Source organism: Pseudomonas sp. PB103, assembly GCF_009764635.1.
Classification (GTDB): Bacteria; Pseudomonadota; Gammaproteobacteria; order Pseudomonadales; family Pseudomonadaceae; genus Aquipseudomonas.
This window is the reverse complement of the sequence record NZ_RWIL01000002.1, coordinates 113,157-137,524: the sequence shown is the minus strand read 5'-3', so window position 1 is coordinate 137,524 and position 24,368 is coordinate 113,157. Positions and strand designations below refer to the sequence as shown.

Sequence of the window (24,368 nt, the reverse complement as noted above, 5' to 3'; positions counted from 1 at the left end):
CAAGGACATTGGAATGTTCGATAACTTTTCGCTCGATATCGTAAAACTCCCAGAGGCAACCCTCAGAGTCAGGCATGGTGGGAGTGGCTCTCCCGTCTTATTACTCCATGGGCATCCTAGGACTCATGCGACCTGGCATCGCGTTGCTCCACTCTTGGCAAAAAATCATTATGTTGTCTGCCCTGATCTAAGAGGCTTTGGCCAGTCATCAAAGCCTGAGGATACATCCGATCATGCAGACTCCTCCAAGCGCGCCAAGGCCCGGGATTGCATCGCCCTAATGCGACATCTGGGTTATCAGCGGTTCGCCGTGATTGGCCATGATCGAGGTAGTTACACCGCCTTTCGCACGGCTATGGATCATCCCGAGGCCGTCACACATCTAGGCATATTGGACGGCGTACCGATACTTGAAGCTCTCGAGCGCTGTAACGCCCAGTTTGCGACGAAATGGTGGCATTGGTTCTTCTTCGGGCAACTCGAAAAACCGGAGCAGGCAATCCTGGCCGACCCTGATCGATGGTACGGCGGCACAGCCGAGGCGATGGGTGCAGACGCCTACAGAGACTATCAAGCAGCTATCCATGATCCAGCAACCGTTCATGGCATGGTCGAAGATTATCGAGCAGGCCTTGGAATCGACCGTATTCACGATGAAGTCGACCGCCGCGAGAGCCGCAGGGTCGAGTGCCCGACAATGATTTTATGGTCACTACGTGATGATCTTGAGCTTCTGTACGGCGATGTTTTAGGCGTGTGGGAACCGTGGACAACACGACAACGTGGTCGTGGGCTCGACTGTGGGCATCACATGGCGGAGGAAGTGCCCGACGAGCTCGCGAGAGAAATAATCGAGTTCCTGCGTGAACAATGATCTCTCAGTACACTAATCCGTAATCGCTTCGGGCTACGTAGGGTCAAAGTCATTCGAGCTATATGTCTTAGGTTGATGACTCGGAAGCATTGAGGTTCTTCCTGAAGCCTCGGGCATTCATCCCCAAAAGTATGCATTCGAGCAGGATCAGCGCGTAAGCGTCGGCGTGAAACCCCCAGATCACCCAAAGCGCATTACTGGTGATAAATCCCCAAAAGGCGATCATGCGCCTATACGCTCGTTGCGAACCGATAAACCACGCTGAGGCTACCGTCACTACCATGGCTGGCCATTGCAGGTAATCGATGTACTCCAACTAGCCACCTCCTTCCGACAGCACTTTCAAAGAGAGACGCTGGCGCTAACCTGTGGATCAAGCGCAGGCAATCCCAGTGAGGCACCCAGATTGACTAGATACTCTCCAAACCCTCCGCGACATTTGTAATCCTTGCGGGCGCTGGTTATTACCGGATTCGTGGCTGTCCAAACGATATGAGCACCAACCCGCTTCAGGTCAGCAACCAAATGGACGTCTTCGTGTGCAGTGAGATGCTGGAACCCGCCAGCGTTCCGGTAGGACTCGGCACTCAGTCCAAGATTGGCGCCGTGGATGTGCCGGTGATTCTCGATAAACTGGTAAAGCTCCATGTACTTTGACCGAACCAAATCTCCATGGATATTCCAGCTATCCACCTCGACTGTCCCACAAACTGCATCAGCCTTAAGCTCAATCTGACGCGCCAGCCAATCATGTGGCACTACGGTGTCAGCATCGGTGAAGGAAAGCCACTCCGCGCCAGCGGCTAGAAGATGATCTGCACCGGTTGCTCTCGCCTTGCCCACGTTCTGAAAGGAAACCTCGATCCCGCTAACACCGTGTGCTGCAACGATCTGTCCGGTCTGATCAGCACAGTCGTCTAAAACGACGACTACACAGACTCGCTGGCCTGCCAATGCAGGATGTGCAGCGGCGGACAGAACAGATGTTAGACACGCAGAGATGTGATGCTCTTCATTGTGGGCAGGTATGACAACACCGATCATTAACGTCACCTCCGACTATCTGAGTTACAGACTCCAGCAGTCGACCTAATTTCGCTCCATTAGGTTTAAAAAATTACAAGCGAGCGTGTATAGGCGACCGCTAGTCATTTGCGTCTGTATCGCTCTGAACTTACTTTCCCCGATCCTCCTCTCCCACTTACCATCCAGCTGAAGTAGGTAAGACGTCATGAGAGCACTCACCTATCACGGCGCGCACAGCGTCAAAGTCGACACGGTTCCCGATCCGGTTATTGAAGAAAGTGATGACATCATTCTTCGGGTTACCGCAACGGCGATATGCGGATCTGACCTCCACCTCTATCGGGGAAAGATTCCAACTGTCGAGCATGGCGATATCTTCGGCCATGAGTTTATGGGAATCGTTGAAGAGGCAGGCTCAGCTGTGACCGCCGTGCAACCCGGCGACCGTGTGGTAATTCCGTTTGTAATCGCCTGCGGTAGCTGTTTCTTCTGCGCAATGGATCTGTTCGCGGCCTGCGAAACAACAAATACAGGGCGCGGAGCGATCATAAATAAAAAGGGCATACCACCAGGAGCCGCGCTGTTCGGCTTCAGTCACATGTACGGCGGGGTGCCTGGCGGGCAAGCCGAATACGTGCGCGTACCAAAAGCCAACACCGGGCCGTTTAAAGTGCCGGGGACGCTTTCGGATGAAAAGGTTCTTTTCCTATCAGACATCCTTCCAACTGCTTATCAGGCCGTAACGAATGCGGGGATTGGTAATGGCTCCAGCATCGCCATCTATGGTGCAGGCCCCGTAGGGTTGTTGAGTGCGGCCTGTGCAAGGATGCTCGGTGCCGACCAAATTTTCATGGTCGATCACCATCCTTACCGCTTGGCATACGCGCAGAAAACATACGGTGTAATTCCGATCAACTTCGATGAAGACGACGATCCCGCAGATACGATTATTCGACAAACCAAAGGAATGCGGGGTGTTGATGGCGTCGTGGATGCGGTGGGGTTTGAAGCAAAAGGTAGTACGACGGAAACCGTTCTCGCGACACTCAAGCTTGAGGGCAGCAGCGGCAAGGCTTTACGTCAGTGCATCGCCGCCGTTCGACGCGGCGGCATCGTAAGTGTTCCTGGCGTTTATTCAGGGTTCATCCATGGCTTCCTGTTCGGAGACGCATTTGACAAGGGGCTGACCTTCAAAATGGGTCAGACTCATGTGCATCGCTTCCTACCTGAGCTCCTCGACCATATCGAAACAGGTCGTCTTTCACCGGAAGTCATCATCAGCCATCGCATGTCACTGGAACAGGCCGCTGAGGGATATAAAATCTTTGATAAAAAAGAAGAGGACTGCCGAAAAGTCATTCTGACACCCGGCGATAGCCACATCGATATTCCGGAGAGCGATAGCAGCGCAACACTGTTGACTACCTAAGTCTACCGGTAAGTGAAAAGGACGAGATGGTTCGGTTTTATACCGAAAACTCTCGTCCTTTTTTCATTTGGGGGAGCGATCCAAAAAAAAGGCAGCGGTTTTCCACCTTGGTCGGCCTCGACTCTCCAGTTCGTTCAGGTACTGGAGACGATCTGTGATCTGGGTCATCAATAGATTCGCAAGGGGCCACAAAATCCTGAAATGCGAATACACTCACAAACTGACTCATCAAACGCCGACAGGTGCGCTCGGCTAAGGGATCTCGGATTGATCGTACAGTGGGAAGGTTTTTTGCCTATTGAAGGATCGGTGATCGTCATCGAGGACGATCCGACCTTGCGAGCGCTGATGGAAGAAATCGTATCGGAGGTCGGCGGGAAGGCGATCTCCTTTGAGACTGCAGATGATGCGTTAACCTATTTGCTTCAAACTCATGAACAGTGTCGTTTGGTGATCGCAGACCATGGCGTACCCGGCCAGATCCAGGGGATCGAATTCATCGAGATGGTAAGTAGTCGATGGCCATCAATTGCAGCAATCCTGACCTCTGGATATTTGATAGATCCAGAAGCTGTTCCAGCCTCTAGCATCTATCTGCACAAGCCGTGGTCGCTGGATGATTTCGTGATCGCTATGGCGACGTTATTACAACCTGGTATCGCGATTCACAAAGCCTGACTTACAGGATCGGAGATGCGGAGGTAGGTCGGGCTCGACTTTGTAACTCCTCTCATCAGAAGCTTGGTGAGTGCCTCCTCTATCTCATCCGCAGCGCCGTTTTTATGCTCCGTGAGCGACCACTGCCAGTAACGATCTGCCATCAGGCCGCCAACCGCTTCTGCGCATAGCGCATCACAGCTCACACCCATCTTTGTGGCTGCCGCTATAACGGCTAGGAGTGCTTGCTCAAGTTGCTGTGTTCTATCGGAGGACACGGGACGGGCTCCATGAAATTGAAGCCATATTATGACCGATATCAGTTTGACATCAAAGGCGGCTTTTGATGGCTATGTTTGTGCCTCAATCTGCTCAACGCCCCTGCGCTTTACGCTCACTCGACTCGAAATTGGTTTTGCGTGCCGTCATCTCACTGCGTAGCTCGCCAATTAGAGCGGCAATCGCTCTGCTAGAGGTGAGCTCCGCAGTCGAAACCCCTGTCACCAAAAGCTCCACACTGCCTGTTGAAGGATCGGTAACCTTAATCATCAATGAGCCATCCGCATTTGTCGTGCATGAGCAGGACAATGGTAGGAAGCCACACTCAATGATATGTCGGAGCTCGAGAGCGGAAATCATTACGTTTTTCCTAAAAGCAGTGTTCATTGATTGTTGTCCAAATTCGGAGCGAGTCAAATGCTCACCGAAGCAATTTGACAACGCATTTTAAGACTACTTTTGCTGAAACGTTGCATCTGTCTGTGTGCGCTGCAACGCATTCTAGAAAAAAATACACCTCGCCCTGACCCTTCTAGATCGCCGCTGTTCGGGGTGCCTAGCAAAAAATCGGCGACTTCGAACGCTTATAGCCTGGCGAAAAAACCGTCCTCCGAGGAAAACTGAAAAACGTTGGAATTTTTTTTGCGAGCATCACTCTTTTGCCTATGAGCGTAAGGAGGAACTCATGAGCCAAACAGATATTTTTGTCATCGACTACAAACTCCACGGGCAGCCAAAGTCATTCGTCATTCGCGCCAAAACAATGCGCAATGTGGATGCCTGGCATTGGGCAAGCTGCGATGCCGGTCTGGCCCCAATTCCTAAACCAGGTCGACCACCCTTGAAGGTCGTGTCAAAACCTCAAGCTGAGCGTTACGGTGTGACTGAAGTTAAATGGCGCGAAACCGCGATCTTGGAATGGAATGAGGCATAGACCTAGCTGCGGAAGGCTAAAACCCTTGGCGACTAATTGCGCAAAGAAGTGACTTAAGATGCTCAATCAGATGGGTGTACCCCGAATAGAGGTCAATCATGCCGTCTGCGAAGGGATCAATCCCTACTATGTGATCGATGTCCTTATTGAAGATGGAGGGCCATGGCGAACGCACTATTCTGATGTAGTGGGGGGTTATGCTCCAGGATTGGAGGTTTGAATATAGATTGCCCAGCCGGCGAGCAATACCCAAAACGTCGCAAAAATCCAAGGCGTACGAACTGAGAAAAGTAGCGCCTTTCGGTATCCCTTGTGAGTGGATTCGCGCTCGCAAAACAAAGGCGACTCGTCATACGCCAACCCCATCACTGGCTCACTTCGCAGCAGCTCGCTTTGCTTGTAATACCAATGATCGATGATGTCATACGCTGCGCGAATCCCAGGCCAAGCATTCAGTGAGCTAAGAATTCCTAGCAGCGCTAGGAAGGCAGGCACTACTAAGGTAAATAGCTTCCCCCATTCCGGATTTACGTTGGCCATGCAGGACACAAAAGCAATTACCAGAAAGGATTGCGCAGTCAGATACGCGTTCGTTCGATTGGAAAGAATGCTTGTCTCGTACTGAATCTCGCGACGGTAGAAATCCAGACGCTCTTTAGGAGATCCGAACATCTCCGCATCGCGCGCAGTGAGCTCAGTATCGCTCAATTGGGAGGTCAGAATTCTCGGCAAATCGGATGGTTCCTGAGGTGATGAAGCCGATGCTTTGGAAAAAGAGGTGACGATGTTGCCATCGTCACCAAGCAGCGGATCTTTACAAACCTTTTAGCGTTTCTTTTCCAAGGTCGCAGCTTGATTACCGCCCTGCTCTGCGATCTTGCTCAGCTTCTCATCAGCCCCTTTCTCTTCGGCAAGGGTCGCAGCTAGAAGAGCCGCCGCGTCATCGAGTTTGAGATGCTTGGCCATCGCTATCAGTGTGCCGTAGGCGGCAATTTCATAGTGCTCCACTTTTTGAGCCGCACCGATTAGTGCAGCGTCGAGCACGGCTCCTTGGTCGATTTCTTCGAGCAGCTCTTTCGATTCTTCGACGAGCCCCTCCATGGCCACGCACTTCATACGTTTCAGTTTAATACCGGTGAGTTCCACCAACTGATCAATGCGCTCAATCTGCCCATGGGTCTCCTCCAAGTGCGACGTAAACGCGTCCGCCAACAGTGGATTAGTCGCTGCTTTCGCCAAGCGCGGCAATGCTTTGGTAATTTGTTTTTCCGCACTGTAAACGTCAGAGAGTTCATGGATAAACAAGTCTTCGACAGTTTTTCTAGCCATTTCCAAACTTCCTTCTGGTCAGTATTGGCGTCGCCCGATGGGCGTCCGCATGGGATCAACATGCATTGCAAAACTTGCCGTGCATGAAGACTGACCAACCTCGTTTGAGACGTGTTCCGAATATTTTTCGGGGGACAGACAAAAGGCTGGAGCTAACCCAAAGCAGTAAGGAACTGGCGGCCAGCATCATGCCGGCGGCGAAGCCCAACATGGTGTCTTGAGTACGGGCGGCGATGTCTCGTAACGCAATCGCTACGACAGCTCCTACGGCCGTCGCAGCGAAACCTGACATGCCACCGAGAAAAGCGAAGTGCAGATTTTGTTTGTTGGCGCCGACAAAGGCGCCATACCCGCATATGAGTAAGAACAATGTTACGGAAATCAAAATTGACCAGAAGGCGCGCCCGCCCCACCCAGTTCCTGAGAACCGGGCGAACCAGAAGCGAGGCGGTGCGCCTGATGAGGTCAACGGATCGGGCACGGATACCTCCTATTTTTTTGAATCGTACTTTTCAGTAGATACGGAAAGCGACCGTAGGAACTGCCTGGATACGCGTTGCGCGTCACGTTCAAAAGCGACGCTGGTGGCAAAGAGCATCTCAGGGCCAGTTAAATTCCGACGCGCTGATTTTTTGTTAACCATGATGTGATTCCCCTCTAAATAAGATGGAAAACCGCACGCCAGAGGGCGTGCGGCTGCTCTTCAAGGTTGAGGTTCGCCTTGTACCCCCGCCCCTAAGTCCGCCCCTGTGATCGGATTGCTGTCTGGGTCGGACATCGTCCTGGCTTTCATATCCATGAGCAGCGCCTCGTCCTCAGCGCTCAATTGCACAGAGGCGGTGCCGTCCCCACCATCCACTGCAGGCGCCGGATCTTCCACGAAGTCCCAATCGTCCCCTTCGTTCCAAGGGCCGCGAGTGCTGCCTTCGCCCTGTGACATGTTGAAGTAGACGTTGGTGAACTCCGGCATGCCCGGCAGTTTGCCCTGAGGGAAATTTGGTTGGATGGCGTGCAGCGCTTTTTCGAAAGATAACTGGTGGGCGATTTCACGCGTCATCAGAAATCCTAGGGCCTCTTTCACACCCGGATCATCGGTAACATTCATCAACCGTTCATAGACAATTTTCGCTCTCGCCTCAGCGGCGATATTTGAGCGCATGTCTGCTGTGGGTTCGCCGATGGTGTCGACGTAAGCTGCCGACCAAGGTACGCCCGCCGAGTTAGTCAACGGAGCACCGGCGCCGTACAACAGACTGGTGATGTGAGAGTCGTTGCCGGCACCATTAATGGCGCGATACAGCTCTCCTTCTTCCTCCACACCTTCAGCCATTTGTCCTTTGGCACCCTTGTTTAACATCACGATGATCGACCCGACGATCTCAAGGTGACTGAGCTCCTCGGTGGCGATATCCATAAGCAGATCTTTTCTGCCTGGATCATCTTCTGCCAAGGCTTGGGTGAAGTAGCGTGAGGCGGCTGCAAGCTCGCCCTGAGCTCCCCCAAACTGCTCCAGTAATAAATTTGCTAACCCAGGATTTGGCTGGGCAACCCGCACGGTGTATTGAAGTCGTTTGTTATGTAGAAACATGACATTCTCCTCAGGCGAATACGGGCTGCGATTCACTCGGTAAGAGACCGAATGCCAACCCACAATCATCTGAAGCAAATGCATCTGGGTAAATTTCAAAAACCTTCTGCGCTAACGACAGACGGATGCTGACTACCCCTTACTGTGTTCTGGCGACGAAGGGCCTTCTTTGATCCCACGAGGCCCCGCAACCCCCCAAACGATTAAACCAATGGCTGGGAAGATGATGAGCCCGATAGCCCAACCGGCTTTGACTCCCACCGTCTTGTCGCTGCGAAACACGCTTACGATAGCCCACAGATCAACGAGCAAAATGATCACCGCGACGGCAATTGCAAAATAGCTGGTAGCTTCCGACATGGTTAAGCCCTCCTCAGATTGATAATGCTTAGGCCCCCCGAATCCAGAGGTGTTCAAGTAATTCCGCAAGTGCATATTGACTCACGCGATTCAGTCATCTCGGGCAATGACGGAGATCTTGCCGTTGCGCTCTAGGATTGCGAACTTGATCTCTTCCAGCTTCTCAATGCCTTGGCTGGAACGTGCAGCCTCCATCACATCCGCTTCTAGCAAACGCGCGCGACGCAGGCGTTCGTGGAGAAGTTTTCCGTTCTCGACGATTATGGTCGGCTCGCCATCAATCAGCCGTGAGATCCACCGCGAGCGCTGTTTAAGAAGGGACAAGCCAACATCGATGGCGACAAGTGTGACGATGACGATCACAGAATTAGTGAGCGAAAAATCATCGCCCAGTAGGGCTTGCTGAGTCGCCTCACCGATCATCAGTAGCAGAATGAAATCGAAGGTTGTCAGTTCCGCCAAGGAGCGCCGCCCAGCGATCTTGAAGAGCACCATGAGAGCCACATACATCGCACTAGCACGCAAAACCGAATCCATGAATCACCTAAGGGAAAATGAACTGCACAAGTTTTATGCCATTGGTGCCCGGTGAAGAGACTTGACTGCGGTAGAAGCCAAGGCCATCCCCTCGCAGGGTGATATATAGCGTCGCTTGACCATCAAGGTCGGTCTGTAGCCAGAGCCTGATGCCTTGTGAAGAACTTCTTGAGCGCAGAGGTTCGGGTTGTAGAGTTTCGATACTGAAGCCCTCCAATAGCTGACCTGCGAGCTCCAGCTCTGCCTGAGAATCTGGCGTCGAACTCAAAGTTATTTTCATCGAGTTGGTCGAGCCATTGCGATGGAACATTTCATATTCCACTCTGACTTTACCGTCCTCACTGCGGGCATCTCTTGAACTGAGCAAGCCTCTGGAAAAGACGCCCATCAACCCCATCAAAACGACTAAAACTAATACGTACCAGCCAACGCGCTCGAAACGCCAGACCTTCAATTGGTAGGGCATATCCTCGCGAATCGGATGTTCACGGCTTCTCAGGTCTGCGTTATCGGAGTCTTCGTTCATTAGGCTTCAGCCTTCTCGCCAGCGTGCGCACGACGATGAAAATGCGGTAGCCACTGCAACGCATATTTCGTCGCCTCTGCCTGAACCTGACAACGTCCTCCGAAGAACCTGTGTTCATGACTGAAGACATAGCAGTCATCATCCGCCTGAAACGCCCAAGCAAAACAGATTGTGCCTGCAGGGATGCCATCAACATCGTCCGGCCCCAGTATTCCGGTAGTTGCGATTGCGACATTTGCGGTGCTATCACGTAAGGCCCCCGTAGCCATTTCTCTAGCCACCTCGACACTGGTGAGGTTGAAGGTTTCGATAGTTTGAGGGCTGACATGGAGTAGACGCTCTTTAGCTTGGGGCGAGTAAACGACGTAACCACACTCAATAAATTCGCCGCTGCCCTCCACCTCGGATAACAGCGTGACAATTTTTCCCGCCGTACACGATTCCGCTGTTGTGATCATCAATGCGTGATCCCGCAGGTACTGAACAGTGTCGCCGGCGATAGACATGGTCTAAATAACCTCAGTGGTAATCGTCTCCAGCGACAGCACGCAGGTACGCGTCGTCTGCTTCTCGTCTCAGGTCGCGCCACTCGTCCCAAGTCAGAATCCCCAAACGATCCATTTCATCCGACTGGCGCAGCAGTTCATCGTGATAGGCGTCTGGGCATTCCATCCGCAATTCAAGATTTTCCAATGCGCGATGCCAGGCATCCAAAGCGAGTAATTTAGTTTCCTGTGCAAATGTCAGTTGATTCTTAAAAGCGCTCATCTCGCTCACCCCGAACATTTCCCGGTTGAGCAACCGGAGTTGAATAAGGTTCAACGTGCCGGACGAAAAACCGCATGACCTGAAACAAAGGTGGGAGGCCTATTGCGGGCCTCCCGATGCCGCGCGGTTAGGAGGTGCCCAAACCTTGAGAAAGATCTGCGCTCGCCGACGTGGTGGTGCGTGTTTCTTCAGCCGCAGATTGCGCCCCCGGCTGATCAGTGGTTTTCGTCACTGTGTCGCGCACCGCTTCATAACCCTCTTGCGCCTGCTTTTTCACCTTGTCGACCAGCCCAGCACTGGTGCGACCCATGTAGCGTTGTTCGGTTTGGGTCGTCGGCAGTGCTGCGCCTAGCAAGGCTCCCAGCGCGATACCGGCAGCGGCCACCACCAAGGGTTGTTCCCTGAGCAACTGGTTGAATTGCTGCCCCAATACCTGGGAATTACGCGTCAGCCGATCACCGACGTCGTGCATGGCGTGGCTGAGATTTTCACCCGCTGCGCCGACGTTTTCTCCTAAGTGGGCGGCCTTGCCCTTGAGCGACTGGTAGCCCCCTTTGATCGAGTCAGCGGTCTGGTGCATGTGCTCGCGGGCACTGCCCAAACCCTCAGCCAAACCATCGGCCCACTCGCCTGCCTTGTCTTGGTCAGGCCCGGAGCGGTAGGTGGGTTGCGGCACCGGTGGCCGGTTCTGGCTCATCATCAGCCAGAGCAATCCGACCGAGGTCAGCACGGCAGGCACTGGATTGTTACGCACGCTGGTGCCGAGATTGCTGATAAAGGTTGAGCCGTTGTTCTGCATCATGCCCCACGCTTGATCGAACATCTGGCCGGGGGTGAATTTGCTTTCCAGCTTGTCGACGATGTTGCCGATACTGGCGCGTTGCGCATCGATTTCCCGCTCGATCTGTTCAGGGCTCTTTTGCGACTCGATATCCAGTTCAGTGTTCATGAAACTTTCCTCCGCAGCGCTTCCTGATCCTTGTTCAAGGCATCGAGTGTCCGGTCAGGTTTGAAGTGGGATGGCTCGAACTGTTTTTTGCCCGACTGCAGCATGGCGAAGCCGATGATCATCACCACCACGCCGACGATCAGCGCTGCCAGCCACGGGGCCATGAACAGGCTCAAGCCGTAGACCGCCGCCATCAGCAGAATGATGAAGCCCGCCAGGAACACAATCGCACCCCCCGCCACCGCAGCGATGCCGGCCTTGAGCGTATTGAGGCTGGTCTGCAGCTCGACTTTGGCCAGCGCCAGTTCCTTGGTAAATAACGCGGGGACTTCGCGGGACAACTGCCGTAATAGGCCCACCACCGAAGCATCGTCTGTGGACGCCAAGGGTCTGGTTCCTGGCAGATCAGGATCGTCTGTGTTCATCACAATGCTCCTTTGGTGCTGGGCGAAACCGCCGCCGATGCACCGGCAAAGTCGGTCGGATGGTCTTGCCCATTGGGCGACGCAGGTGTGATACCTGTGGCGAGTCCCGGGTTTAGGTCGGTGGACGTTTCGTAAGGCCCATGTACTCCGTACCCTCCCGAGGGCGGCGTCGAGCTGCCTGCAGCTGGATCGTGATGCGCGCTGACGGTGGCAGCCGCCGAGGTGCCTGCCTTTAAAAACCGCGACAAGCCGAATCCGATGGCCACACTGCCGGCGATAAACAGTGCTGGATTGTTGCGAGCCAGATCGGCGGCGTCATGCAAGAGCTGCTCGGCACTCTTGCCGCGCAGGTTCCCGGCGAGGCCTGTCATCGACTCGGCCATATCGGTGAGATAGTCGGACATGCCCAGTGTGTCCTTGTCCTCCAACTCGGAGACAAAGCTTTTCGCACCTTGGGCCAATGCCTCGATTTGATCGGCAGCGGTGTCGCGATATTGGCCGAACTGCGCATCGGCCTGCTCCCTAGCTCCACCGAGTGCTTCGGTGACATCCTCCTTCAAATGCTGAAAGTCTTGTCCTGGTTTAAGGTCTGCAGAATCGTCGGCCTGGGATCCCGCCCTGCTGTCTGAAGTATTCATGTGGCCCCTCGCTTTCCGTGTGAAAACGTTTAATGGGACTACACAGCAGAATTGCCCTGAGCCCCTCATATCAAAGGACGGGGCAGGTCAGGCTAGAGTTCAAAGAGGGTGATGAGCGTCAAAAGTGCTTCATCTAAGTTGCGCGGAATTAAGTTACGGCGCTGCTATATCAGACGTTTCTTTCGCTAGATTTTAGGTGCATGGAAACGATTTGGAGGTTCGAGATGCCGACGAAAGGTCGAATTGTAATAAAGTATTTCAGGTGTACCGGTTGTCTAGTTCTTACCTACAACTAGAGTTAGCAATCATGAAATTCGCACGATTCTGCCAAGCCCTTTCCAACTGGGCAGGCAGCTCAAAAACCTTCCTGCTGGCAATCGCTTTGATCGGAGTATGGGCGCTCACGGGGCCGTATTTCCATTACAACGACACGTGGCAGCTGATCATCAATACGTCGACAACCATCATCACGTTCCTAATGGTGTTTCTGATCCAGAACACGCAAAACCGCGACAATGACATTCTACATCTGAAGATCGACGAACTGATTCGGGCAACTAAGGACGCACAAAACGCGACGTTATGCCTTGATAAAATGGGCTCGAGAGACCTACGCAAGCTCCGGGATCAGTACAGCTCTCTAGGTGAGAATGATCAGGTCGAACTCGGTGCTGCCAGTACGGATGAGGCGATTTCTGGTGAATTACCTCTTCAATCTAAATCGCCTGACTCTGACCTTGGAGGTCTGCAAAGGTGAGGGCATTGAAGTAGCCTGCGGAAAGAGAGCAACTGAGCTAGTGCCTTCTTGTTAACCTCATCGATTGGGGCCCAATCGGCCCGCCCCTAAAGCGACCGGTGAGGTAAGCAATTTTCGCTAACATTCTTATAATTGAGCCTGGTTGGTCGTTAGCAAAAGCTGTGTAGCGCGCTCTCTCCTCAACGTGGAAATTCTAGAGAGCATTGCAGTCCAGGATGTTGGTTCAGCATCGAAATTTCGCCACGAAGCTGGCGTGTCAGCGACTTGATAATCTTCATTCCTACCGACGAGTGCTTTTTGAGATCGAACCCTTCCGGAAGTCCCCTCCCTCTGTCAGTCACTCTCAACAGTACCTGGTCAGTGGACGCCTTTAACTCAACAAATACCTCGCCGGTTGCCTTGTCTGGATAAGCATATTTAAGGGCGTTGGTGACTAGCTCATTCAGGACTAGAGCCAAAGGTATTGCTCTATCCAGCGGCAGAATTACGTCCTCCATATCGATTGCGAAGCTCGTATGGAGGGATGCTGAGCCACGTAGGCCGTCTATCAACTCAGACAAGTAAATTCCCGCGTTCACGGTTTCCACTTGATCAGCCTGATACAGCTTTTCATGCACTGCCGCGATGCTGGTGATTCTTCTACTGGTATCGACGAGTGCTGCCCGCGCCTGCGGATCTGCCAACTGGCGTATCTGTAACTGAATCAAGCCAATGATCAGCTGCAGGTGGTTCTTCGTTCGATGGTTGATCTCCTTGAGAAGCATGTCCTTCTGTTCAAGAAGTCGACTCTTCTGCTTTAGCGACCGTCTCAACTCCAACTGAGCCATTACCTGCTTCGCCAGCGTTGCAAGGGCGAACTTTTGTTGCGGGGTTAACTCTCTTGGCTGACGGTCGAGGATGCATAGAGTCCCTAGACCATAGCCATCCGGTGTTTCCAATAAGCAGCCAGCGTAGAAGCGCAGACCTTCATCCGCCGTCACGAGAGGATTGGAACTCATCCGTGGATCATCTCGCAGATCCGGTATGACGGTGACACCTGGTAGGAGAAGGACATGACGACAGATGGAAACGTCCAATGGCGTTTCACTTATCCCCAATCCGACTTCCGCCTTGAACCACTGCCGATGGCTATCGATCAGGTTTATCACTGAGATAGGCGCATCACAGATGGAAGCAGCCAAACTTACCAATTCGTCGAAATCGGACTCGCGCGGGGTGTCGAGGATCTCATATCCATGCAGTACGGCAAGACGTTCCGGCGAATCGCATGGATCAGTGATACGTTGCGCAATCATTAGGACTCCAGCATTAGGGCAAGCAGCATCAGTGCGATCAAATTCAAAGGAATCAAATGCATTGGCTGCGCGTGCTGATGGAGAAAGTGAGGAAATTGAGCATACCGCATCTGGAGCATTTTCTGATGACTGCAACACAGGATGTTCTAAGGTGTAATCTCAAATTTGTTGGACTTCATGGGAGATGAGCGGTTATATCCTAAAATCACCCGTAATCTGCAAGCTCAGCTGTTTTCATTTAAGGACGAATCCATGCACGATAGCTTTCAAGCAAACGTAGCTGCAGCTGACGCTCTTACGTTGCTTCTGCATAACCAGCATGCAATTTGCGCGGCCATTGAAGAGGTTACGACGTGGCTTTCGAACAACGGAGCGGGGAATTCTGCGATCAATGCCCTCACTGCCATGGAAACGTTAGACAGGAACGCTCAGGGGATTACGGACGCAATCTTGCGGCTACGTCAGTCATAGGCATCGGTTCCAACTGTCCGTCCAGCATGAACAAGTCAATTGCTTCTCGCTTATCTTGTTCCTCGCTTTCGGGACGAACTATGATTGAGCCGATGTAGCCAGACAAGGAAGCGCCATGTCAGCCTTCAGGACGATTGCCATTCTAGGAGTAGCAGTCGTCATCTCAACCGCAGCGTACTCAGCTCATTTTGTAGGGCAGCAGATCGAATATCTGCATTACAAGCTTTCTGCTCCGACAGAAAATCAGAGCTTCGCGACCCAGTGGCCCCTTGTAGAAGCAGCGCTCCCCGAACTGGAAGACCAGCTGCCGAGCTCGCTACAGAAGGCCACTCCCGTATCATTGAATAATCTTGGTTCTGAAAAACGGTGAAACACCCGTCACGATAATTTCACATTTGCAGGTGTACGGTTGTAACAGCTCCTTTAGTGATTCCCGGCCCGCCCCCCCCCATCGCGGGTCTTTTTTTGCGCCAAATATGGAATCAACTGTCCAGCTCTGCATGCTATCCATCCGAGTTCGCCCTCCATGGCCAACTCACTTGAGGATCGCGGAAGGGGTGTCCAAGGGTTAGCGCGGATCCTGCTGATTGTCCATCACCGCATTATCCGTCTCCTCCCGCACACGCTCAGGGTCGAGCCCGACGTCGTCATCATCAAGCGGGCGCTCACCTTCGTTATCCGGAAGTTCGTCAACTCCTTCCTCTTTCATTGGATCAACTTCGGTGCGGCCTGGGCTCAGTGGATCAGGCGATGTCGGCATAGGGTCATCCTCACCCATCCCGCCTTGCAGCTTTGGATCGCTATTCATACACACCTCTCAGTACCCTCAATGGTGGGGGCATGTAGCTTGGAGAGGGTTTGTATTTCGAGTGTTCGATTTATTGGCTTACCGACCGTCACCTCCCTGCCACTCAGCCTTTCAGTCATCTCGATGGAACGTTGCGCCACACCCCATCCTCTATCGCAACACCAGCGAATCTGAGGGCTTCATCATGATTAACCCAGCAACCGGTATGAAGGCAGGCGAGCGTTACATCGTAGAAAGTCTCGAACGCACACGACATTTCCCAGGCTTCTTCCTCGACGGGAAATATTACCTTGGCCCCGAATTGATGACGGCCATAGGTTGGCTGGAAGGTCAGCAGTTTTATTACGATGAGCTTGACCCCACTGGTGAGCCAGTATTCCCCAATCGACTCGCCGGCACTGTAGAAGACCTAACCCTCATTCTTGCAGACGGTGCGCGTTTACCTTTGAACGAAATGCCCTACAAAGCAGAGATAGATCCCTCTGACATTCCGATCAGTCGTAATCCGTCGTCATCGGGACATCGCCCTACTTCGCCAAGCCATCAACACGGAGCTGAGGGCGTCTGGATGTCCGGTAAACATCCCTATCCCATACTCCTGGCGGCGGGAGCAGCGCTATTACTGGGAATACTGTTTGGGGTCAAACAAGCTAAACGCCTTCCTATTCGAAAGCTGAGGTAGTCGTCCTTCGTGAATTCCCTGGTACAGCGCCCTTGAAAAATCAGAGGTGAGAAAATGCATCCTGTGACCCTTGACGGTCGTTACTTCGTTGTCAAAGGGCAGTTGTGGCGCTGTTCAAACCCGTCATTGGACGAGGACGTGCGCCAGCGTCTTGTCGATGCACTCATGGCAGCTCGACGCGAGGTGAAAAAAGCGAAAGATTCGGAAGACGAATCGCAGCTAAAGCGCGCTCGGGAGAAGGTACAAGTGGCCAAAGTAGCGCTTGGTGAGCGGGGCCCTGTTTGGTGAGCTGATGGCAGTCCTGATTTCAATAGATTCCGGGTCACTAACTCCCCTTATGCTGAATGGTTCAGCTTGCTTCATGAGTCTGATTAACCCTTGGCTCAAGGTAAATTTCCAATAAACACTGCCGGCAGATAAAAAAAGACCTTCCAGGGCCCTTTTTCTACTTGAACCAAATCTGTTCGCGCTAAAAACCTCGTCGAAAAAGCGGAAGCAAGGCAAAGGAAACCGCAGCGCCATTTATGCGCTGCGGTTTCTCCGCTTCGAGATCTGCGAAAGACGGAACGACTCAGACCATGTGCTTTCGAAAAATTGAGCGCTTCAAATTTCGAGGGTCGAGGAGAAATCTCATGACTGAAAAAAGCTCCGCTTCATCAAAAAAAAGCAAAGCACTGGAGGATTCTGCCCTCGTCTCAGACGTGTCTGAAACAGGTTTAACAGATGACGAACGGGTCGTTAGGGAAGATAAGTTTCTTGGCGACGAACCACGTGTGGAACCCGGCCCAGCCGACTTGGAAAGACTTAAGGATTAACGTCAACTCCCTTGGTATTCGATGCGACCAATATTTCCAATACGCGACATCTACTACCTGAAATTTGGTTAACGGAGGTGTCACGTATGCGCCAGCAAACCTCATTCATATTTGATCTTGATGGCACGTTGACTGATAGCGTTTACCAGAATGTTTTCGCGTGGAAAACCGCGCTCGACTCAGAAGACATACCGTTGGCCATGTGGCGAATTCACAGAAAAATCGGTATGAGCGGTGGACTGATGCTTAAGACGTTAGCCCGTGAGACCGGCTTGGAAATCAAACCAGACCAGGCCAAAAGGCTGAGTGATAAACATGATAAAGCCTACAAGGATCTGCAAGGCCAGATAACCGCTCTTCCTGGCGCTGTAGAGCTTCTCGATACTCTAAACCGCAATCAGCTCAAATGGTGCATCGCTACCAGCGGTGGGATGGATACTGCAGCAATAAATCTGAAGGCATTGGGCTTGGATATCGCGGAGGTCAATCTCATCACCCGTGATGACGTCAAGTATGGCAAGCCCGATCCAGACCTTTTCCTCGCCGCCGCAAGCAAGCTCAATGTACCTATCGAAGATTGCCTGGTGATCGGCGACGCCATCTGGGACATGCTTGCCGCACGACGCTGTAAGGCCACCGGTATAGGGCTGCTTTCTGGTGGTTACGACACAGGAGAGCTTGAACGTGCCGGTGCACTGCGAGTCTACGAGGATCCTCTGGCACTGCTACGGCACCTGGATGAGGTGGCTTCACGTCCGTGAGCAATCTGTAAGCACGCGGATTGAGTTGGTGTACTCCGCGCTCGCGCCGATGTTCACGCATGCAGCCATGCCAGACGATTGATCGGGTGGTGTTCCAGTGTTCCTCAGAATCGACGATCCGAGGCATTGGACGCGCCCGATTCAACTGCGCCCACCCCGCACTCCTATGACTTCGACAAGTTTTACGCTGCGATAGAAAGGCGAAGCGCTTACAAGATCAGCCAGGCTCTACTGGCGCCGGCAGTACCACTCTTGAACAGACAAAAAGCAGCATGCCTATCAGGATCAACCCCCCTCCCCGCATCCAAGTTTCCAGACTTTGCTCACTGAGCAGTACCAAGCACGAGACGATAGCAAGTACCGGAACCCACGTCGGCGCCCGAAAGTGATTTTCCGCAACCTCGTCACGGCGCAGGATTAATACGGACAAATTAGTGCTGAGAAATACAAACAGCAGAAGCAGGACGACGGTTTCGGCCAATGTAGCTAGCGTTCCCGTCAGCGTGAGTGCGATTGCTACAAGCGTGGTAGCGATGACCGCGATCCAAGGGGTGCGTCGCCGAGGCAGCACCTTGCTCAAGGCGCTCGGCAAAAGTCCTAGACAGGCCATGCCATAAGTCAGGCGACTCGCCATTATCATGGTTAACAGCGCGCCGTTGGCTACCGCGATCAGTGCAATGAAGGCGAAGACGCGAGGCGGAATGTTTAAACCTGACGCACGAACCACCTCCAGAAGAGGAGCCGAGGTTGCCACAAGTTTTTCCATCGGCAGTACGGAAGATGCCGCGACGCCGACAGCCATGTAGACGACTCCGGCGGTTAGCAATGCGGCAAATAATGCGCGCGGATAAACTTTTCGTACGTCTCGAATTTCTTCCGCGAGATTGGCGGATGTTTCGAATCCTACAAAAGAATAGAAGGCGATCAATGCCGCACCCAAAACGGCCAACATCGGGCTGATCCCCGGCTTGAACTCCAGACTACGACCCAAATCCGCTTCGCCTGTACGGAAATACCAAGCAGCGGCAACAACGACCAAAAGAAGACCTGTCAGCTCAATGACTGTCATCACTAGGTTGGCTCCCAAAGACTCTTTAATTCCCCTCGCATTTAGTAGCGCGATAACGAGAAGGAAAAGTAATGCTGCCATGTGGGGCGGTACATGGATGAACGCCGCTAGGTAATCACCCGCAAACGCCAGCGATAAACCCGCCGCGCTCGTGACAGCTGCCGATAGCATGCAAAAGCCAACGAGAAACGAAATGAGCGGAGACCGGAACGCCTTCTCTGCGAAAACCGATGCGGCGCCCGCGTGAGGATATTTTGTCACCAACTCTGCGTAGGAACCTGCAGTAAGCATCGCGAAAAAAAGAGCGATGAGCAGAGGCACCCATATTGCGCCACCTACCTCCCCCGCGATTGTCCCGGCGAGCGCATAAACGCCCGCCCCGAGAACATCGCCGAGAATAAATAGAAAAAGCATCGGGCCGGTAACGGCGCGGCGAAGGGAGGTCTTGGAGGGCAAAGTCTTCACGTTCAACTTCCTGGCTTGAGGTTGCGAGAGCCGATTACCGGGCTGGCAGCTAGGCGGCTTCACTCTCAAGCAATGGAAATTCGCGTATCACTAAAGTTCACATATCTTGCCAAAGTGACGAGTAGAAGGTGCCGCCCCCACAAGCTAATTAGAGCTTTGGAATCAACCTCAAGATGCTAAAAATCGATAACAAAAAAGGGCCTTATCGGGCCCCTTTTGTATTCATACCAATATCACTTGGTCAGCCAGGATTCGACCGTGTCGGAGCCATGTTTCGCTTTCCACTCTTTGAGACCCTTATGGTTTCCACCCTTGGTCTCAATCGTCTCACCGGTATTAGGGTTCTTATAAATCTTCACTTCACGAGCCTTGCGGGCTCCAGCTTTACGTTCGCCTGCTGGTACGCGACGACCTGCTTGCGGATCAAGAAGGTTGATCACGTCCTTAAGGCTGTAGCCATATTTTGCGAGCAAATCGCGCAGCTTCGTTTCGAATTCGATTTCTTTCTTGAGACCTGCGTCGCCCTTGAGGGCCTCGAGCGCTTGGAGCTGTTCAGCGAGGTGTTTTTCGAGTTGGCGGAATTCGGCGAGTTTGGACATGGAAATTCTCGATGTGGGTAATACCTAGAGGTTACACCATAAATCACGGCCCGCACTTACTAGGAGCGACGCTAAGGTCTTTCGCCCGGCTAGCTCCCTTACCGAACGCCGACCTAATCACTACCCGTAATAAAGATGTACTGGCAGTATGATTACATTGCATTGTGTCCATGTTCCCTCACGCGACATCGGGCGGGTTGGTCGACAGCCTCGGGGTGGCGCTATACCGACAAGGATTGTGTTATGCCTAATGATACAGCTCCGCCCGCCGCGCCCCCTTTTGTAGTGCCAGACCTCCCACCACCACCACCACCACCACCACCACCACCACCACCACCACCACCACCACCGTTGGAGTTAGACGGCAACCATAAGGGTCTTCAAGCATATTTGGCACCTGGCGCTGCAGATTGGTCTCCGCTAGACGAGGCCGCATTTACCATCCTCAAAGGCGCCCCACCTGCTGATCCGGTGCAGATCAGTTCAAATCGCTCAGCCCTGTCAGACATGCTTACCGCAGCATTGCAGATACCAAACCTTGGTTTTCTCGCTGGAAGCGGGACATCACTCGGCGCACCTGGTGGCCCAGGTATGGGAGACCTTTGGAAGCGGTCTATGTGTAACACAGGAACTTGGACGCTTACGGAACTGGCTGCTCAAGTGGCAGCAACCGTGCGTTATCACGAAGCGCTCAATCCGAACATTGAGCACTTCCTATCCCAGTGTGACGCTTACCTGGCTTTCAATGATGACGCCGCTGTGAGGGCGTTTGTTAGCGATGTGAAGGCTATTATCTTGGATGCTTGTTCTGCCTTCCTCAGAGCTCCTAACGCTGACATATCAGCCTATCGGCATTTACTTCAAAAGTTGGCCAGACGACGAGTAAGGGATCCTCGGCTCAAGGTGTTCACTACGAACTATGACATGTGCTTTGAAACAGCGGCGTCAGATCTCGGCATGATGGCTATCGATGGCTTCTCATACACTCGAAGACGCCGATTTGATGGCAGGCACTTTACCTACGACATTGTGCGCCGCGAAGCTGAGGGTCACGAATTTGCTGAAGGTGTTTTCCAGCTCTTGAAGCTGCACGGATCCGTAAGCTGGAGCAGAGACGGTAAAGAAATCTACGAAGATGCAACACCTACTCCAGCTAACGCGTGCCTAATTTACCCGGCAAAGGGAAAGTATCAGCAGGCATTTTTGCAGCCTCACCTGGAGCTTTTGTCACGTTATCTAGAGTTTTTACGCCAGTCCAACAGCTGTCTGATCGTTGCGGGCTTCGGGTTCAACGATGACCACCTCTCTGAGCCGATTTTCTCTGCTATTCAATCGAACCCCAGCCTCAAGCTCATCCTGTGTGACTTCCAATGCATCACGCATCTGCACAACCGTGGATTCCACGGCTCAAGTGCCTATTGGGGGAGATTCCACGACTTGGCTAAACGAGGCTTCGATATCCACTTCATTAGTGGCTCATTTAGTGACTTAGTCAGTCACATCCCGCACCTGCGCACCGCCTCGCCTGCTGAACAACTTGCCAACGCTGTGAAACGTATAGGAGGCCAAAGATCATGATATCGCTCGACGGTATTCTGGCTAGCAACCTAAAAATTGGAGTTGTCTCAAGCGTAAGTGCACAGTTGGTAAAGACGAACCTTGCTCATGCAGGTAACGTGAGCGGCCAGTATCTTGGGCATAACCGATACGGCAAGGGTGAGGTAGGTGAGCTCGTATTGATCGAAGGTCAACAGGCAGTATTGCTCGGGCGGATTACCGAAGTAACCCTCCCGGATAGAGACCGGACGGAGATATCCCAAGACTTTGCGGGGAGCCGTCAAATTGATGCTATCGGCTTCATTCGACTTTTAGGATCAGTGAATCCGCAATCGTTGCGAGTGACCGCTGGTGTGAGTTCATATCCGCGTTTAGGCGACCGGGTCTACTCGGCTCCAGGGGAATTTATCTCTCAAATCCCCTTGTTAACCTCGGCAGGAGTGGACGGAATCCCCCCAGAAATTTCGCTAAATCTCGGGCACGTGTCAGGTGACGGTGGTTTCCCAATCGCAGTCACCCCGGAGAAAATCTTTGGTAGGCACTGTGCAATATTGGGATCAACGGGCGGAGGAAAAAGCTGGACGACCTCAAAGCTGATTGAAGAGTGCCGGCGTTTCGCTGCCAAAGTGGTTCTTATTGATGCAACTGGTGAATATCGCTCTCTTGTAGGCCCAGACGCACTCCACTGCCATCTAGGTAGTCCAATCTACCGTGCTCCGGATTCGCTGGAAGTCGCGATCCCTCCAACCAGCTTCACCGAAACTGATTTCATTGCGCTCTTCCAACCGTCCGGGAAGACTCAAGGGCCGAAGCTCAGAGAGGCCATTAAGAGTTTACGACTCGTAAATCTCGCACCAGATCTTTTTACTGATCGAATTGTGTGGAAAGTTGACCAGTCTCGGGTGACATTTCGACAGGCCATGAACAGGGGTAACAATGCAAACTTGGTGGGCAATCCAAACCAGCCTTTCGATCCGAAACTCCTCGTCCGCCAGCTGATTCAGGAATGTTGTTACCCCACATCCTTCACTGATCCGGAGAGATTCGGCTCAGCAAACAATGAGATCTCTCACTGTTCATCCTTAATGACTCGCATCATGAGTGTTATGGAGTCTCCGTCGTTAAGCAGTGTATTCAGCCCTCCGCCCGAAATCAGCAGCCTCGTAGAACAGTTGGAAACTTTTCTCGCCAGTGACAAAACTCTATTCCGAATCTGCCTGAGCGCAGTGGGGTATGAATTCAACGCTCGTGAAGTGATTGCCAATGTTATTGGCCGGTTGCTCTTGCAACGCGCTAGAGCTGAAGCATTTCGATCAAAACCCCTAATCACCATTCTCGATGAAGCGCATAATTTCCTGGGTAAAACCATTGGCAGTGAAGATGATGTTCAGAATCTGGACGCCTTCGAGTTGATTGCTAAAGAGGGGCGGAAATACGGTCTGAATCTCTGCTTAGCAACTCAGCGCCCTCGTGACATAACCGAAGGCGTGTTGAGCCAGATGGGGACATTGCTCGTTCATCGATTAACCAATGATCGTGATCGAGAGGTGGTCGAGCGTGCCTGCGGCGAGATTGATCGATCAGCAGCTGCCTTTCTGCCCAATCTAAAGCAGGGTGAAGTCGCCATGGTGGGAGTAGATTTTCCTATCCCAGTGACGATCCAAATTGGTCGCCCCTTGCAACCGCCGATATCCGATGGGCCCAGTTTCCAGAGTTCCTGGGCTAGGGCTGAGGATATGCAGTAAAAAGCGTCGCATTTGTTTCCCTCCCTGACATTACCGAAGAATCAGAGACGTTGTGGGCCGCACCACTGTCGCAGTAAGTACGGGGACAGGTGAAGCTGACTTCTGGACTACCACATAATTGCCGGAGGCTGGCAGGCTTATTACCACGCTGAAATGTGGTGATTGCGTAGCGCGGGCTGGCGGTTTTCTTAGATATTCATCAGATACCAGTGAGTGCGAACACTCTGAATATCTGATGCCCTTTTTGATCCCTACACTAGATTGAGTAACAGCGGATAAAACAGCGACAATCCAGCTTAAATACAGTACGTCGTAACCGACGCAAGCGGAGCGCGCAGGCTGACACAGCAAAAGGCGTGAAGGATGGACGCCCGCAGGGCCGAGATACGGCGGGACGCGGGAGCTCGGTTCACGACAGCCTGCCCGCGCACAGCGGCTCGCCAACGAGGTAAGTCAATCAGATCTGGCGACCCGGCTCAGTAGCACCACCGTCGTGAGCCGAACATAACGTGACAGCAACCGCGTTCCAGGCGACAACAGGCTTTGGACTGATTCCCCATGAATGGCCGATACTCCCTTTTTATTGATGAGTGTCCGCCTCTTCAGCGGGATAAAACTCGCCCTTCTTCCCCATCTTTTTTAGCTGTTCGCGCACGATCAACTCAACGCTGGCAACTGCGGCTTGATCGTCAGGGTTGACCAACTGCAAGCAAAGGCGTCGGACGTTCTGATCGTGGGTGCCCTCACTCATCATCTCGTGGGTGAAGACCTGTTCGCCACGCCATAGGCACAGCTGGGTATGAGTCTCGCCGAGCCATATCTCGTTGATTGATCTTAGGTCGGTGGTAGCCAGTTGATCGACTGTGATTGTCTTATCCATTGCTGTGTACCTTACCAATAAGCAGATACAGGTAGACTTACGGGCACAGGAGGTCGTTCCAAATGTCGGCAGGTCACACGGCTAGATGGTGGTGAAATACGTCCCGGATTGAGGTAGGACAATCAACGGTTGGAGCCGGCAAGTA

Annotated in this window: 33 protein-coding genes and 1 pseudogene; 13 read left to right on the top strand and 21 right to left on the bottom strand. The window is 52.8% G+C overall.

Annotated elements, in window-relative coordinates; translation table 11 throughout:
* Positions 1-13: 13 nt before the first annotated feature.
* A complete protein-coding gene (locus tag EJA70_RS00720) occupies positions 14-874 on the top strand; it encodes an alpha/beta fold hydrolase (protein ID WP_158828919.1) in 861 nt (286 codons plus the stop codon).
* 67 nt (positions 875-941) lie between these two features.
* Here the strand turns inward: EJA70_RS00720 and EJA70_RS00715 are convergent, their stop codons facing one another.
* Positions 942-1,157, bottom strand: coding sequence for a hypothetical protein (locus tag EJA70_RS00715; RefSeq protein ID WP_371924487.1), 216 nt, complete (start codon positions 1,155-1,157; stop codon positions 942-944).
* Between the two features lie 59 nt (positions 1,158-1,216).
* Positions 1,217-1,918: a glycosyltransferase family 2 protein gene (locus EJA70_RS00710; protein WP_042559201.1), complete on the bottom strand. Its 702-nt coding sequence runs from the start codon at positions 1,916-1,918 to the stop codon at positions 1,217-1,219.
* Between the two features lie 187 nt (positions 1,919-2,105).
* Here EJA70_RS00710 and EJA70_RS00705 point away from each other — a divergent pair, with 187 nt between their 5' ends.
* Together EJA70_RS00705 and EJA70_RS00700 are read left to right on the top strand one after the other, a co-directional pair.
* Positions 2,106-3,329, top strand: coding sequence for a zinc-dependent alcohol dehydrogenase (locus EJA70_RS00705; RefSeq protein ID WP_158828915.1), 1,224 nt, complete (start codon positions 2,106-2,108; stop codon positions 3,327-3,329).
* 267 nt (positions 3,330-3,596) lie between these two features.
* A complete protein-coding gene (locus EJA70_RS00700; RefSeq protein ID WP_042559203.1) occupies positions 3,597-4,007 on the top strand; it encodes a response regulator in 411 nt (136 codons plus the stop codon).
* 351 nt (positions 4,008-4,358) lie between these two features.
* Here the strand turns inward: EJA70_RS00700 and EJA70_RS00695 are convergent, their stop codons facing one another.
* Positions 4,359-4,625: a DUF1652 domain-containing protein gene (locus tag EJA70_RS00695; protein WP_042559205.1), complete on the bottom strand. Its 267-nt coding sequence runs from the start codon at positions 4,623-4,625 to the stop codon at positions 4,359-4,361.
* Positions 4,626-4,950: 325 nt separating this feature from the next.
* Between EJA70_RS00695 and EJA70_RS00690 the strand changes: the two genes are divergently transcribed.
* Complete coding sequence (locus EJA70_RS00690) at positions 4,951-5,199, top strand: DUF6555 family protein (RefSeq protein WP_042559206.1); 249 nt, start codon at positions 4,951-4,953, stop codon at positions 5,197-5,199.
* A gap of 195 nt (positions 5,200-5,394) precedes the next feature.
* Here the strand turns inward: EJA70_RS00690 and EJA70_RS00685 are convergent, their stop codons facing one another.
* The 12 genes from EJA70_RS00685 to EJA70_RS00630 all read right to left on the bottom strand — a co-directional run bounded on the left by EJA70_RS00685 (position 5,395) and on the right by EJA70_RS00630 (position 12,319).
* Positions 5,395-5,931 carry a hypothetical protein gene (locus tag EJA70_RS00685; protein ID WP_042559207.1) on the bottom strand — a complete coding sequence of 179 codons (537 nt, stop codon included), beginning with the start codon at positions 5,929-5,931 and terminating at the stop codon, positions 5,395-5,397.
* Positions 5,932-6,024: 93 nt separating this feature from the next.
* Entirely contained in the window at positions 6,025-6,528 is a 504-nt protein-coding gene (locus tag EJA70_RS00680; protein ID WP_042559208.1) for a ferritin-like domain-containing protein, read from the bottom strand.
* A gap of 55 nt (positions 6,529-6,583) precedes the next feature.
* Positions 6,584-7,009 carry a hypothetical protein gene (locus tag EJA70_RS00675; protein WP_371924483.1) on the bottom strand — a complete coding sequence of 142 codons (426 nt, stop codon included), beginning with the start codon at positions 7,007-7,009 and terminating at the stop codon, positions 6,584-6,586.
* A gap of 222 nt (positions 7,010-7,231) precedes the next feature.
* On the bottom strand, positions 7,232-8,116 hold the full coding sequence (locus EJA70_RS00670; protein WP_158828913.1) for a manganese catalase family protein: 885 nt from the start codon (positions 8,114-8,116) through the stop codon (positions 7,232-7,234).
* Positions 8,117-8,248: 132 nt separating this feature from the next.
* A complete protein-coding gene (locus EJA70_RS00665) occupies positions 8,249-8,476 on the bottom strand; it encodes a PLD nuclease N-terminal domain-containing protein (RefSeq protein ID WP_158828911.1) in 228 nt (75 codons plus the stop codon).
* 90 nt (positions 8,477-8,566) lie between these two features.
* On the bottom strand, positions 8,567-9,013 hold the full coding sequence (locus tag EJA70_RS00660; RefSeq protein WP_158828909.1) for a DUF421 domain-containing protein: 447 nt from the start codon (positions 9,011-9,013) through the stop codon (positions 8,567-8,569).
* 7 nt (positions 9,014-9,020) lie between these two features.
* On the bottom strand, positions 9,021-9,539 hold the full coding sequence (locus EJA70_RS00655) for a hypothetical protein (protein WP_158828907.1): 519 nt from the start codon (positions 9,537-9,539) through the stop codon (positions 9,021-9,023).
* Entirely contained in the window at positions 9,539-10,045 is a 507-nt protein-coding gene (locus EJA70_RS00650; RefSeq protein WP_158828905.1) for a CinA family protein, read from the bottom strand. Before EJA70_RS00650 ends, EJA70_RS00655 begins: the two co-directional genes overlap by 1 nt.
* A gap of 13 nt (positions 10,046-10,058) precedes the next feature.
* Positions 10,059-10,307 carry a hypothetical protein gene (locus tag EJA70_RS00645; RefSeq protein WP_178116823.1) on the bottom strand — a complete coding sequence of 83 codons (249 nt, stop codon included), beginning with the start codon at positions 10,305-10,307 and terminating at the stop codon, positions 10,059-10,061.
* Positions 10,308-10,434: 127 nt separating this feature from the next.
* Positions 10,435-11,256 (bottom strand): DUF3618 domain-containing protein, encoded by an 822-nt coding sequence (locus tag EJA70_RS00640; RefSeq protein WP_158828903.1) that lies wholly within the window; start codon positions 11,254-11,256, stop codon positions 10,435-10,437.
* Complete coding sequence (locus EJA70_RS00635) at positions 11,253-11,681, bottom strand: phage holin family protein (protein WP_158828901.1); 429 nt, start codon at positions 11,679-11,681, stop codon at positions 11,253-11,255. Before EJA70_RS00635 ends, EJA70_RS00640 begins: the two co-directional genes overlap by 4 nt.
* Positions 11,681-12,319, bottom strand: coding sequence for a hypothetical protein (locus EJA70_RS00630; protein ID WP_158828899.1), 639 nt, complete (start codon positions 12,317-12,319; stop codon positions 11,681-11,683). The genes EJA70_RS00635 and EJA70_RS00630 overlap by 1 nt, the downstream gene beginning before the upstream one ends.
* Positions 12,320-12,626: 307 nt before the next feature.
* On the opposite strand from EJA70_RS00630, the gene EJA70_RS00625 reads away from it, so the two are divergent.
* Positions 12,627-13,076: a low affinity iron permease family protein gene (locus EJA70_RS00625; protein WP_158828897.1), complete on the top strand. Its 450-nt coding sequence runs from the start codon at positions 12,627-12,629 to the stop codon at positions 13,074-13,076.
* Between the two features lie 179 nt (positions 13,077-13,255).
* Here the strand turns inward: EJA70_RS00625 and EJA70_RS00620 are convergent, their stop codons facing one another.
* On the bottom strand, positions 13,256-14,371 hold the full coding sequence (locus EJA70_RS00620; RefSeq protein WP_158828896.1) for a sensor histidine kinase: 1,116 nt from the start codon (positions 14,369-14,371) through the stop codon (positions 13,256-13,258).
* A gap of 252 nt (positions 14,372-14,623) precedes the next feature.
* On the opposite strand from EJA70_RS00620, the gene EJA70_RS30965 reads away from it, so the two are divergent.
* Complete coding sequence (locus tag EJA70_RS30965; RefSeq protein WP_042562089.1) at positions 14,624-14,842, top strand: hypothetical protein; 219 nt, start codon at positions 14,624-14,626, stop codon at positions 14,840-14,842.
* A gap of 115 nt (positions 14,843-14,957) precedes the next feature.
* A complete protein-coding gene (locus tag EJA70_RS00615; protein WP_158828894.1) occupies positions 14,958-15,212 on the top strand; it encodes a hypothetical protein in 255 nt (84 codons plus the stop codon).
* 198 nt (positions 15,213-15,410) lie between these two features.
* Here the strand turns inward: EJA70_RS00615 and EJA70_RS00610 are convergent, their stop codons facing one another.
* Positions 15,411-15,650 carry a hypothetical protein gene (locus EJA70_RS00610; RefSeq protein ID WP_042559149.1) on the bottom strand — a complete coding sequence of 80 codons (240 nt, stop codon included), beginning with the start codon at positions 15,648-15,650 and terminating at the stop codon, positions 15,411-15,413.
* 184 nt (positions 15,651-15,834) lie between these two features.
* On the opposite strand from EJA70_RS00610, the gene EJA70_RS31295 reads away from it, so the two are divergent.
* From EJA70_RS31295 to EJA70_RS00590, 4 genes and pseudogenes are all read left to right on the top strand, one after another.
* Positions 15,835-16,332 carry a short chain dehydrogenase gene (locus EJA70_RS31295; RefSeq protein ID WP_158828891.1) on the top strand — a complete coding sequence of 166 codons (498 nt, stop codon included), beginning with the start codon at positions 15,835-15,837 and terminating at the stop codon, positions 16,330-16,332.
* Between the two features lie 54 nt (positions 16,333-16,386).
* A pseudogene (locus EJA70_RS00600) lies at positions 16,387-16,707 on the top strand (hypothetical protein).
* Positions 16,708-16,964: 257 nt separating this feature from the next.
* Entirely contained in the window at positions 16,965-17,147 is a 183-nt protein-coding gene (locus EJA70_RS00595) for a hypothetical protein (RefSeq protein ID WP_158828889.1), read from the top strand.
* A gap of 86 nt (positions 17,148-17,233) precedes the next feature.
* Positions 17,234-17,908 carry an HAD family hydrolase gene (locus EJA70_RS00590; protein WP_116030829.1) on the top strand — a complete coding sequence of 225 codons (675 nt, stop codon included), beginning with the start codon at positions 17,234-17,236 and terminating at the stop codon, positions 17,906-17,908.
* Positions 17,909-18,125: 217 nt separating this feature from the next.
* On the opposite strand, the gene EJA70_RS00585 is transcribed toward EJA70_RS00590, so the two are convergent.
* From EJA70_RS00585 to EJA70_RS00575, 3 genes are all read right to left on the bottom strand, one after another.
* Entirely contained in the window at positions 18,126-19,442 is a 1,317-nt protein-coding gene (locus tag EJA70_RS00585; protein ID WP_371924482.1) for an APC family permease, read from the bottom strand.
* A 233-nt stretch (positions 19,443-19,675) separates the two neighbouring features.
* Positions 19,676-20,041 (bottom strand): histone-like nucleoid-structuring protein, MvaT/MvaU family, encoded by a 366-nt coding sequence (locus tag EJA70_RS00580; protein ID WP_116030831.1) that lies wholly within the window; start codon positions 20,039-20,041, stop codon positions 19,676-19,678.
* Between the two features lie 247 nt (positions 20,042-20,288).
* Positions 20,289-20,429 carry a hypothetical protein gene (locus EJA70_RS00575; protein ID WP_158828887.1) on the bottom strand — a complete coding sequence of 47 codons (141 nt, stop codon included), beginning with the start codon at positions 20,427-20,429 and terminating at the stop codon, positions 20,289-20,291.
* A 272-nt stretch (positions 20,430-20,701) separates the two neighbouring features.
* Here EJA70_RS00575 and EJA70_RS00570 point away from each other — a divergent pair, with 272 nt between their 5' ends.
* Positions 20,702-21,619, top strand: a complete 918-nt coding sequence (locus tag EJA70_RS00570; protein WP_256677583.1) for an SIR2 family protein — start codon at positions 20,702-20,704, stop codon at positions 21,617-21,619.
* Positions 21,616-23,343: an ATP-binding protein gene (locus EJA70_RS00565; RefSeq protein WP_177412585.1), complete on the top strand. Its 1,728-nt coding sequence runs from the start codon at positions 21,616-21,618 to the stop codon at positions 23,341-23,343. Before EJA70_RS00570 ends, EJA70_RS00565 begins: the two co-directional genes overlap by 4 nt.
* 580 nt (positions 23,344-23,923) lie before the next feature.
* On the opposite strand, the gene EJA70_RS00560 is transcribed toward EJA70_RS00565, so the two are convergent.
* Positions 23,924-24,223: a hypothetical protein gene (locus EJA70_RS00560; RefSeq protein WP_116030833.1), complete on the bottom strand. Its 300-nt coding sequence runs from the start codon at positions 24,221-24,223 to the stop codon at positions 23,924-23,926.
* Between the last annotated feature and the right edge of the window lie 145 nt (positions 24,224-24,368).